The organism is Nakamurella sp., assembly GCF_048594475.1.
Lineage (GTDB): Bacteria > Actinomycetota > Actinomycetes > Mycobacteriales > Nakamurellaceae > Nakamurella.
The window spans coordinates 1-11,217 of the sequence record NZ_JBMDXT010000365.1 but is presented as its reverse complement, the minus strand read 5'-3'; the positions used below and the strand labels follow the sequence as shown (position 1 = coordinate 11,217).

Below are 11,217 nucleotides of genomic sequence, written 5' to 3'. Positions count from 1 at the left end.
CGCCCCGCTCCCGCCCGAACCGCCCACCCGTCCGACCCGGAAAGGAACCCGTCATGGCCACGTACGACCGGCCCGCCGTGCCGGGCGACCTGCTCGACCCGGCCACGGACCCGCGCGCCGCCTGCCGCGGGCACGACCCTGACCTGTGGTTCCCGGCCCCGTCCCAGGACCGCTCGGTCGCGGTCGGGCTGTGCCGCGGCTGCCCGCTCCGCCGCGGCTGCGAGCAGTGGGCGATGGCCACGCTGGCCAGCGGCATCTGGGGCGGGGTGCTGTTCGACCGGGGCCGCCCGGAGGGCGCGAACACCAAGTGGCGCAACCCTTATCGACGGGCCCGGGCAAGCTGACACCCGGGCGGCGCCGGTCCGGCGGCCGGCCTCACACCCGGCCGGCCACCTGCTGAGCACTTGGTGACGGCAGCGTCACCCGACTCGTGGATGATCGCCGTCGTGCCCGGCGCCCGCCCGTCCGCGCCGCCGTCCGACCGTCCCACCACCTCGGAGCCCTGATATGTCGCCGACCACTCGGCGGGCTGCCCGGCCCGACGTAGACTCCCACGGTAGCGATCGAGACCGCGACGATCTGGCGGGGGTGACCGGGCTGACCATGACTGGACCGGTCGTGGGGTTCGATCCCGAGGAGCTGGTCGGTTTCCGCATCGGGGTCACCGCCCACCGGCGTTCGGCTGATCTGATCGCCGCCCTGGAACGCCGCGGGGCCGAGGTGCTGCACGCGCCGACCCTGCAGATCGTGCCGGCCGACCGCGACGAACGGCTGGTCGCGGCGACCGCGGATGTGATCAAGGCCCGGCCCGACGTCCTGCTGGTGACCACCGCCTACGGCCTCAACGGGTGGTTGGAGGCGGCCGACGCCGCCGGCCTCGGCCAGAACCTGCTGGAGGTGCTCGCCCAGGCCCGGATCCTGGTGCGCGGACCGAAGGCCCGCGGCGCGGTGCGGGCGGGCGGGCTCCGCGACTCCGGCATGAGCGACGAGGAGACGACCGCGTCCCTGGTCGACCAGGTGCTGGCGCAGGGGGCGGGCGGCCGGACCGTGGCCGTGCAGCTGCACGGGTTCGTCGACGAGGAGCAGCTGGCCCGACTGCGGGCGGCCGGCGCAACGGTGATCACCGTCGCGCCCTACCTGTGGACGGCACCCAGCGATCCGCATCGCGTCGTGCGGTTGCTCGACGCGATCGTCGCCCGGACCCTGGACGCCGTCACCTTCACCAGCGCGCCGGCGGCCGAGGCGTTGCTCGCGGCCGCGCGCGACCGCGACCTGCTCGAGCCGGTCGTGGCGGCCATGCGGGCCGAAGTGGTGCCGTTCGCCGTCGGCCCGGTCACCGCCGCCCCGTTGCACGCGGTCGGGGTGATCGCGATCCACCCCGACCGGTACCGGTTGGGCGCGCTGGTGCGCACGTTGTGCGAGTACCTGGTCGAGCACCAGGTCCGGCGGATCCCGACCCGGCACGGACGGCTGGAGATCCGTGGCCGCAGCGCGGCTCTCGGCCCCGACCGGGTCATCCTGTCGCCGACGTCGATCGCCGTGCTCCGGGTGCTGGCCGATGCCGGTGGGGCGGTGGTGCCCAAGGCCCGGCTGCAGGAGGTGCTGGCCGACTCCGACGACGACCACGCCCTGGAGGTGGCGATCGCCCGGCTGCGCCAGGCCTTGCCGCAGCGCGAGCTCGTCGCCACCGTCATCAAGCGCGGGTACCGGCTGGACGTCTGACCGGCGTCCGCTGCGGCACGCCGCCCGATGATGCAAGATCGCCGTCATGCCGAGCGCACCGCACTGGACGTCGCTGACCGGGACCGACGCCGCCTTCGCCAGCGACCTGGGCAGCGTCCAGGTGGTCGACGCCCACCGGCTGCCCATCCTGGACCGGTTGTCCATCAAGCGGGTGCTGCTGGTGCCGGGCGCCCTGCGGGAACCGCAGTGGAACGTCAACGCCAACCAGCTCGCGTACGTGCTGCGCGGCCAGGTGCTCGTGTCGATCCTGGGCGACGGCAACGAGTTCAGCTCCTTCGTCGTCGGGCCCGGGCAGATGTACCACGTCGAGTCCGGCGCGGTGTATCACATCGAGAACGTCGGTGAGGTCGAGGCGGAGGTCATCATCGCCCTCCGCTCGGCCCGGCCGGCGCATTTCTCGTTGCGGGACAGCATGTCCGCGATGACCGACGCGGTCCTGGGCAACACCTACGACCTGCCGGCGTCGGCCTTCGACACGTTCGCCCGCCCGCCCGGCGCGCAGATCGTCCGGCGCGAAGGTGCCCCGGTGGTCGAGCCCACCCAACGGCGACCGAACGCCCATCTGTTCGACACCGAGGGCCAGCTGGCCCCGCTGAGCTACTCCTACGGTTCGGCCCACCTGGCGCGCAAGCAGTACTGGGCGGCCCTGACGGACATCTCGATGTACTCCCTGCGGGTCCGGGAGAACGGCATGCGGGCGCCGCACTGGCACCCGGTGACGGCCGAGATGGGCTATGTGGCCACCGGTCACGCCAGGATGCGGGTCCTCGATCCGGCCGGCGGCCTGGACGAGTACCTGCTCGCCCCGGGCGACGTGTACTTCGTGCCCCGGGCCTACCCGCACCACATCGAGGTCGTCGGCGACGACGAGTTCCACTTCCTGATCTTCTTCGACCAGCCGACCCCGGGGGACATCGGGTACCGGGCGACCGCCAGCGCGTTCTCCCGGGAGGTCCTGGCGGCCACGTTCGACGTTCCCGAGCGGCTGCTGCCGGTGTTCCCGTTCACCCCGGACGATCCGCTCATCGTGCCCCGCCGCAATCCGGTCGACCCGGTCGACCCGGGCAGGGGGCCCGCCGGACCGGAGCGGTGACCGGGCCGCGTCGGCGCGGGCGGAACGGGGTACTGACCGGACCGGAGTGACGGCCGGACGGCCACCCCCAGGACGACCTGCCCCGGACGCCCCGCCCGGCCACCGCGAGGAGGTCGGTCCATGGCCAGGTCGGGCGAGCGTCGGCGGCAGGCATTCCTCTTCCGGACGACCGGACACCATCCACTGCTCGGGCAGCCCCACGACCCGGTCGCCGAGGGCCCGATCGCCGACGCGGAGGCGGTCGCCGGAGCCGTCCGCCGGCCCGGGACGCCACTGGGGCCGCCGGGCCGCCGCTTCGACCGTCGGTCGCCGTTCGTCGTGGGCGTCGCGGCGGCCGCGGGGGTGGCCGTCACCATCGGCGCGGTCGAGATCCTGCTGGTCGCGGCCCAGGCGCTGCTGCTCGTCGCGGTCGGTCTGTTCCTCGCCATCGGACTGGAACCGGCGGTGTCGTGGCTGGTCCGCCACCGGTGTCCGCGCGCCGCCGCAGTGCCGGGCGTGCTCGGCGGGGTGCTGCTCCTGCTCGCCGCGTTCGTCGCGGCCGCGATCCCGGCGCTGGTCGACCAGGGGAGCCGGCTGATCGCGGTGCTGCCGCAGTGGGTCGAACAGGTCGGTGATCCGGGCACTCCGCTGGGCCGGCTCAGCGAGCGGCTGCACCTGCAGCAGGCGGTGCAGCAGGTGCTCGACGGCGGCGGTCCCGGCCTGGCCTCCGGCGTCATCGCCGTCGGCGAGGCGGTGGTCGGGACCGTCTCGTCCGGGCTCGTCGTCCTGGTGCTGACCGCGTACTTCCTGGCCGACCTGCCCCGGGTGCGGGCCACGCTGTACCGCTTCGTGCCGGCTCCCCGGCGACCCCGCGCGATCCTGCTCGGCGACCAGATCATGGTCAAGGTCGGCGGGTACGTGCTGGGCAACGCGGTGCTGTCCGCCGTCGCCGCGGTCGCAATGGTCGTCTGGCTGGTCGCCCTCGGCATCCCGTACCCGCTGCTGCTGGCGGTGCTGTTCGCCCTGCTCGATCTGGTGCCGGTGATCGGCTCGTTGATCGCCGGTGCGCTGGTCGCGCTGGCCGCGTTCTCGGTGTCCGGGCCGGTCGGAATCGCCACGGTGGGTTACGTCGTCGCCTACAAGCTGGTGGAGGACTACCTGCTGACCCCACGGGTCTTCGGGCGGGTGCTGCGGCTGCCGGCCGTCGTCACCATCTGCGCGATCCTCCTCGGTGGCGCGCTGCTCGGCCTCGTCGGGGCGCTCCTCGCGCTGCCGACGGCGGCCGCGATCATGCTGCTCGTCCAGGAAGTGCTATTTCCCCGGCTCGACCGCCCGGAATCCCTTTCCCGCGTGGCGGATCGGTCCGCTCCGAAGTAGGGTCCATTCACGGTCACGACGAGGTGGCCCGTGTTCCGGAGGAATGGTTCATGGTCGCGAACATGAATGACCCACCCGAATTCGCGTGGCACCCCACGCCCGGGCTCCTCCTGGATCGACAACCGGCCGCCGTGCTCCACCCGGCCGTCGACGGCCCGCCGTCCGGCCGGCAGGCCCGGCCCGATCTGGTCCGATCTGACCCGAGAAATCATTGGCGACATGGTGCTTCGGCTCCCAGCGGCGGCCGGGTGGGTGGCCGGACCCGATCGGTCCGAGCGGCCGCCCCGGGTGGCTCGCCGGGACCGGCCGTCCACCCCGCCCGCCATTGCCGCAGACCCCGGCGGGCCATCGCCACCATCTGTGCGGTCACCGGACAATGAAATGTCGGTGGCGACCGCTGAGCGCTGAAAATGCCGCGCCGACCCTTTCAACGGTGCCCTCCGTCAATTCTTTGTCCTGAATTGACCGTTGTCACCCTCCGTTCTGATCGTTGAATTGCCGTGGGGCCGAACGAGCGATGTCGGCCCGGACGCCGAGTGACATGGGTGAGCACGACGCCCGAAGGTGGGAGCGTTTCCATCGTTCGGCTGATCTTCGTCCCGCTCACGCCGCTCGGTGCCCTCGTCGATGCTACCGTGATGACTACTAAGAGTAATCAAAGAATGCGGAGCGTAAACGCTGCCGCACGGGAGGACATGATGCGCCCGCGTTCCCTGACCCTCCGCCTGCTCACCGCCCTGGGCGCCGTGACCCTCGCCGCCGGCGGCGTCGTCGCGGTGTCGGGGCCGGCCAGCGCCGCGGATCCCGCCTGGCAGACCGTCTTTCGTGACGATTTCACCGGTAGCGGGTTGCCCGACCCGAACAAGTGGCTGCTGACGACGGGCACCTCGTACCCCGGCGGGCCGGCCAACTTCGGCACCGGCGAGATCGAGACGATGACGAACCGGCCCGAGAACGTCGACGTCCGCAACGGCAACCTCTACATCACGCCGCAGCGCGACACCGCCGGCAACTGGACCTCCGCCCGGGTCGAATCGGCCAGTTCGACCTTCCGGCCCCCGCCCGGCGGCGTCATGCACGTCGAGAGCCGTTTGCAGCTGCCCAATGTCACCGGGAGCGAGGCGCTGGGCTACTGGCCGGCGTTCTGGATGCTCGGCGGACCCTACCGGCAGGACAGGTGGTCGTGGCCGGCCATCGGCGAGTTCGACATCATGGAGAACGTCCAAGGCCTGAACTGGACCTACAACGTGCTGCACTGCGGCGTGTGGGCCGGCGGCCCCTGCAACGAGCAGGAGGGCATCAACAACGGCAAGAACAACGCCGGGGCGCCCTGCAAGGTCACCACCTGCCAGGCCGGCATGCACACCTACGGGCTGGAGTGGGACGACTCCGGGCCGGTCGAGCAACTCCGCTGGTACCTCGACGGTGAGCTGACCTTCACCGTCAACGCCAACCAGGTGCCCGCGGACACCTGGGCCAGCCTGGCCGACCACGCGGGCTACTTCATCATCCTCAACGTCGCCATGGGCGGGGCGTTCCCGAACAAGCTCGGCGGCGGCCCCAACGCCGGCACCAAGCCGGGCGTTCCCATGATCGTCGACTACGTCGAGGTCAAGTACGCCAAGGGATCCGGCGGCTCGACCACCCCGCCGACCAGCCCGCCCACCACCAGCACGCCGACCACCAGCACGCCGACCACCTCACCGACGAGCACGCCGCCCACGACCACGCCGACCACCAGCACCCCGACCACCCCGGGTGGATCCGGAGCCGCGCCGGCCGACCTGCGGGTCTCCGGATCGGGTGCGGACAGCATCACGCTGAGCTGGTCCGGGTCGGCCACGGCGAGCTACGACGTCCTGCGGGCGGGCATCCGGATCGCGACCGTGACCGGAACCTCTTTCACCGACCGGGGTCTGCTGCCCAACACGCCTTACCCCTACTCGGTCCGCGGCGCCGGGGTGACCACCCCGGAGCTGACCGCGCGGATCGGTGACGGGGGCGGGAGCGCCCCGAGCACAACGACGACGGCCGCGCCGACGACCGTCCCGTCCAGCACGTCCGGTGGCGGCTCGTCGGCGGCCCCGTCGAACCTGCGCGTCACCGGCACCACGAACAGCACCATCACCCTGGGCTGGACCGGGGCCGCCGGCGGCAGCTACGACGTGCTGCGGTCGGGCATCCGGATCGCCACCGTCACCGGGACCTCGTTCACCGACGTCGGGCTGTACCCGAACACGCCGTACCTGTACTCGATCCGCGCGGGCGGCAGCACCACCGCCGAGATCACGGCCCGCATCGGGTAGCCGGACGTCGATCCGGGTAGGTTCGCCGGTATGGATCCCCGCCTGGCCCGACGCCGGGCGGAGCCCGGCACACCGGCGGACGCCGGCCTCGACGAGGCGACCGAGGGCGCGTTCCGCGACGACCTGGAGCGGATCCGCTTCTCCCCGTACTTCTCCCGGCTGGCGGCCGTCACCCAGGTGATCTCCCAGGGGGCGGCCGGCCAGGTCGTGCACAACCGGCTGACCCACACCATCAAGGTCACCTCGGTGGCCCGCGCGATCGCCGTCGCCCTGCGCGCGGGCCCGTTCGCCGCCCTGGCGCAGGACCTGGGCGGCTGCGACGAGGTGGTGGTCCAGGCCGCCGCCAGCGCGCACGACCTGGGCCATCCGCCGTTCGGCCACCTGGGCGAGCGGATCCTGGACCGCATCGCCCGGTCCCGATTCGGGCTGGCCGACGGGTTCGAGGGCAACGCGCAGACATTCCGCATCCTGACCGAGCTGGACGTGCACGGCGGGTCCGGCGAGGGTCTGAACCTGACGGCCGCGGTGCGCGCCGCCGTCCTGAAGTACCCCTGGGCGCGGCAACGCCACCCCGACCCGCACCCCAGCGAGCTGGACCGCCCGCCCCGCGGCGGCGGACCGGGGGAGGAGGGCGGCGGGTCGGCCAAGTACTCCGCCTATGCGCTCGACGTCGGCGAGATGCGGCAGGTGCTCGCCGCCTACCCCAAGATCGGGCCGCTGCGCCAGACGGTCGAGTGCTCGGTGATGGACATCGCCGACGACATCGCCTACTCCCTGCACGATCTGGACGACTTCCACCGCGCCGGGGTGCTGCAACACGCCTCGGTCGCGGCCGAGTTCCGCAGCTGGCTGCGGCATCGTGCGGCGCTCACCGACCGCCGCCTGCCCGCCGCGGACCGCCGGGCCGGCCTGGGGCTGGAGCGGCTGCGGCGCCGGCTGCGCGACCGGGACGCCTGGATCTTCGACGACGAGGCGTTCGCCGTCGCCGTCGGCCGGGTGGCCACCGACCTGCTCGACGGGCTGCTGGCGGTCCCGTTCGATTCCTCGATCGCCGCGGAGCGGGCCATCGGCACCTTCACCCGCAGCTGGATCGCCCACCTGCAGGCCTCGGTCGAGATGAGCGCCGACCCGCCGATCCGGGCCGGCCACGTGAGCCTGGGCCGGCAGGCCTGGCACGAGGTGGCCGTCCTCAAGTTCGTGCACCAGCAGTTCGTCCTCGACCGCCCGGACCTGGCCCTGTTCCAACGCGGCCAGGCCCAGTCCCTGACCTCCCTGGTCGCCGACCTGGAGTCCTGGCTGACCGATCCCATCGATTCCGGCCGGGCCCCGCGCCGGCTGGTCGACCTGGTCGAGCTGGCCACCGCGGGTTACCGGCGGGTGGCCCGGGAGGAACCGGACCTGCTGGTCGGCCCGACCGGGGAGCCGGTGACCGGCCGCGAGGACATCGTCCGGCTCGGCCGCGGCCGGGGCATCATCGACTACGTCGCCTCGCTGACCGACGACCGGGCCGGGGCCGCCGCCCGGACCCTGTCCGGCCTGACCGGGCAACTCTTCGAAGCCGGGTCCGGCCTGTGAGCCGGCGAGCGTGACGCGGCGCCGGACGGCGGCGGGCGGCGGCACCGCCGTCGAGGTGGCGCCCGAGCGGCTCACCGGCTGGATCAACCGGTTCGGCGCCCGCAACCAGGGTCTGGCCGGGCTGTCCACCGACGGCGCGACCATCCGGGTCCGTGGTGGGGACGGCACCGTCGCGACGCTGGAGGTGCCGTTCGGGCCGATGGACGTCGACGGCGCCGAGCCGGTCGAGGCGCTGCTGCGGCACCTGGCCGCGCTCGGCCCGCTCGGCCTGATCCTGGTGCGCGGCGGCGCCCACTCGGTCGGCGTGGCGACCGGCGGGACGGTCGACCGATCCTCCACGGACCGGGCCCACCTGCAGGGCCGCACCGCCGCCGGCGGCTGGTCGCAGCAACGGTTCGCCCGGCGCCGCGGGAACCAGCGTGCGGCCTCCCTCGCGGACGCCGCGGACACCGCCGCCCGCGTCCTGGGGCCGGCCGACGGGCTGGCCGGGTTGGTGCTGGGCGGCGACCGGGCGGCGCTGACGGCGGTGCTGGCCGACCCCCGGCTGGCCCGGCTGGCCGCGCTGCCGAGCCGCACCTTCCCCGACGTTCCCGAGCCGCGCCGGGCCGTGCTCGACGAGGTGGCCGCCCGCGCGCTGAGCGTGCCGATCGTCGTCGAGCCCGCCGGCGCGTGATATCACCATGGCCCCAGATGTGAGCAGGAGAGAGCAGCAGTGACCGAGCCCGACACCGCCCAGCAGATCGTCACCCGCATCGCCGCCGAGCTGAACGCCCAGCCCTGGCAGGTCAAGGCGGCGGTCGACCTGCTCGACGAGGGGGCGACCGTTCCGTTCATCGCCCGGTACCGCAAGGAGGTCACCGGATCGCTGGACGACGCCCAGCTCCGCGACCTCACCGAGCGGCTGGACTACCTGCGCGAGCTGGCCGAGCGGAAGAAGGCGGTGCTGGAATCCATTGCCGCGCAGGGCAAGCTGACCGACGAGCTGGCCACGTCGATCCGGGACGCGGAGACCAAGGCCAGGGTCGAGGACATCTACCTGCCCTACAAGACCAAGCGGCGGACCAAGGCGCAGATCGCCCGCGAGGCCGGTCTCGAGCCGCTCGCCGACGGTCTGCTGGGGGATCCGACGGTCAGCCCGGCGGCCGCCGCAGCCGCGTTCGTCGACGCCGCGAAGGGCGTCCCCGACGCCGACGCGGCCCTCGCCGGGGCGCGGGCGATCCTCACCGAGCGCTTCGGCGAGGACGCCGACCTCGTCGGCGAGCTGCGCGAACTGCTGTGGCAGCGCGGCCGGATGGTCAGTACCGTGCGCGACGCCAAGCATGCCGATGCCGGCCGGTTCGCCGACTACCACGACTTCTCCGAGCCGCTCGGGTCGCTGCCCTCGCACCGGATCCTGGCCCTGTTCCGTGGCGAGCACACCGGCGTGCTGACCGTCACGGTCGATCCGGAGCCCGAGCCCGCGGACGGTGTCGTCGCCACGGAGTCCCTGGCCGGCGCCCTGAGCGACTACGAGCGGCGCATCGCCGGCGCCTTCGGCATCGCCGATCGGGGGCGGCCGGCGGATCGTTGGCTGATGGACACCGTGCGGTGGTCGTGGCGCACCCGGATCTCGGTCTCGCTGGGCATCGACGTCCGCACCCGCCTGCGCCAGTCGGCCGAAGCCGACGCCGCCGCGGTGTTCGCCGCCAACCTCAAGGACCTGTTGCTGGCCGCGCCGGCCGGCGGCCGGCCCACGCTCGGCCTCGACCCGGGGTTCCGCACGGGCGTCAAGGTCGCGGTCGTCGACGGCACCGGCAAGGTGGTCGCCACCGACACGGTCTACCCGCACCAGCCGGCCAACAAGTGGGACCAGGCGCTGGCGAGCCTGGAGCGGCTGGTCGTGGCGTTCCGCGTGGAGCTGGTGGCCATCGGCAACGGCACCGCCTCGCGGGAGACCGACAAGCTGGCCGCGGACCTGGTCAAGCGCTGCCCGGGCCTGACCAAGGTGATGGTGTCCGAGGCCGGCGCATCGGTGTACTCGGCCTCGCCGTACGCGTCGGCGGAACTGCCCGATCTGGACGTGTCGATCCGCGGTGCGGTGTCCATCGCCCGCCGGCTGCAGGACCCGCTGGCCGAGCTGGTCAAGATCGACCCCAAGTCGATCGGGGTGGGCCAGTACCAGCACGACATCGCCGAATCGACGCTGACCCGCTCGCTCAACGCCGTCGTCGAGGACTGCGTCAACGCGGTCGGCGTCGAGGTCAACACCGCCTCGGTCCCGCTGCTGGCCCGGGTGTCCGGCGTGACCACCACACTGGCCGAGAACATCGTCAAGCACCGGGATGTCAACGGCCCGTTCGCCTCCCGGCAGGACCTCAAGAACGTCGCACGGCTCGGTCCCAAGGCCTACGAGCAGTGCGCCGGCTTCCTGCGGATCCGCGGCGGCTCCGACCCGCTGGACTCCTCGGGCGTGCACCCGGAGGCTTACGAGGTGATCCGCCGGATCCTGGCCCGCACCGGCGGCGACGTCCGCAACCTGGTCGGCAACACCACCGTGCTGCGCACGCTGCGCCCGCAGGAGTTCGTCGACGAGACGTTCGGGGTGCCCACCGTCACCGACATCCTGGCCGAGCTGGAAAAGCCCGGCCGCGACCCGCGGCCGGCGTTCACCACCGCGACGTTCGCCGACGGCGTGGAGAAGATCGGCGACCTGCGGGTCGGCATGGTGCTGGAGGGCGTCGTCACCAACGTCGCCGCGTTCGGCGCCTTCGTCGACGTCGGCGTGCACCAGGACGGGCTGGTGCACGTCTCGGCCATGTCCCGCACGTTCGTCAGCGATCCGCGGGAGGTCGTCACCTCGGGCCAGGTGGTCAAGGTCAAGGTGATGGCCGTCGACGAGCAGCGCAAGCGGATCTCGCTGTCGCTGCGGCTGGACGACGAGCCCGGCGCGGAAGCGGGCCGGCCGGCCGGACCGCGCGGCGACCGGCCCGCGCCGCGGTCCACCGCCGGTGGCCCCGGTGGCGGCCAGGGCCGTGGCGGCCAGCCCGGCCGGTCCGGTCAGGGCGGCCAGTCCGGGCAGACCGGTGGGCAGGGTCGGGGTCAGGGCCAGGGCGGCCGCGGCGGCGATCGGGGTCGCCAGGGGACCGGCCGCGAGCGGTCCGCGCC

General features: G+C 73.2%; 8 protein-coding genes. All 8 read left to right on the top strand.

Features of this window, described 5'->3' with window-relative positions; genetic code table 11:
* Positions 1 to 53: 53 nt before the first annotated feature.
* The gene (locus ACOJUF_RS16395) at positions 54 to 344 is read left to right on the top strand and encodes a WhiB family transcriptional regulator (protein WP_420122896.1); all 291 of its coding nucleotides are present in this window, start codon (positions 54 to 56) and stop codon (positions 342 to 344) included.
* A 244-nt stretch (positions 345 to 588) separates the two neighbouring features.
* A complete protein-coding gene (locus ACOJUF_RS16390; RefSeq protein WP_420122895.1) occupies positions 589 to 1,722 on the top strand; it encodes a uroporphyrinogen-III synthase in 1,134 nt (377 codons plus the stop codon).
* A gap of 46 nt (positions 1,723 to 1,768) precedes the next feature.
* Entirely contained in the window at positions 1,769 to 2,836 is a 1,068-nt protein-coding gene (locus ACOJUF_RS16385) for a cupin domain-containing protein (protein WP_420122894.1), read from the top strand.
* A gap of 120 nt (positions 2,837 to 2,956) precedes the next feature.
* Entirely contained in the window at positions 2,957 to 4,192 is a 1,236-nt protein-coding gene (locus ACOJUF_RS16380; protein ID WP_420122893.1) for an AI-2E family transporter, read from the top strand.
* 698 nt (positions 4,193 to 4,890) lie between these two features.
* Positions 4,891 to 6,498, top strand: coding sequence for a hypothetical protein (locus ACOJUF_RS16375; RefSeq protein WP_420122892.1), 1,608 nt, complete (start codon positions 4,891 to 4,893; stop codon positions 6,496 to 6,498).
* 30 nt (positions 6,499 to 6,528) lie between these two features.
* Positions 6,529 to 8,073 carry a deoxyguanosinetriphosphate triphosphohydrolase family protein gene (locus ACOJUF_RS16370; protein WP_420122891.1) on the top strand — a complete coding sequence of 515 codons (1,545 nt, stop codon included), beginning with the start codon at positions 6,529 to 6,531 and terminating at the stop codon, positions 8,071 to 8,073.
* Between the two features lie 10 nt (positions 8,074 to 8,083).
* Positions 8,084 to 8,746, top strand: coding sequence for an acVLRF1 family peptidyl-tRNA hydrolase (locus tag ACOJUF_RS16365; RefSeq protein ID WP_420122890.1), 663 nt, complete (start codon positions 8,084 to 8,086; stop codon positions 8,744 to 8,746).
* 39 nt (positions 8,747 to 8,785) lie between these two features.
* A partial coding sequence (locus tag ACOJUF_RS16360; RefSeq protein WP_420122889.1) for a Tex family protein occupies positions 8,786 to 11,217 on the top strand: 2,432 nt, incomplete at its 3' end.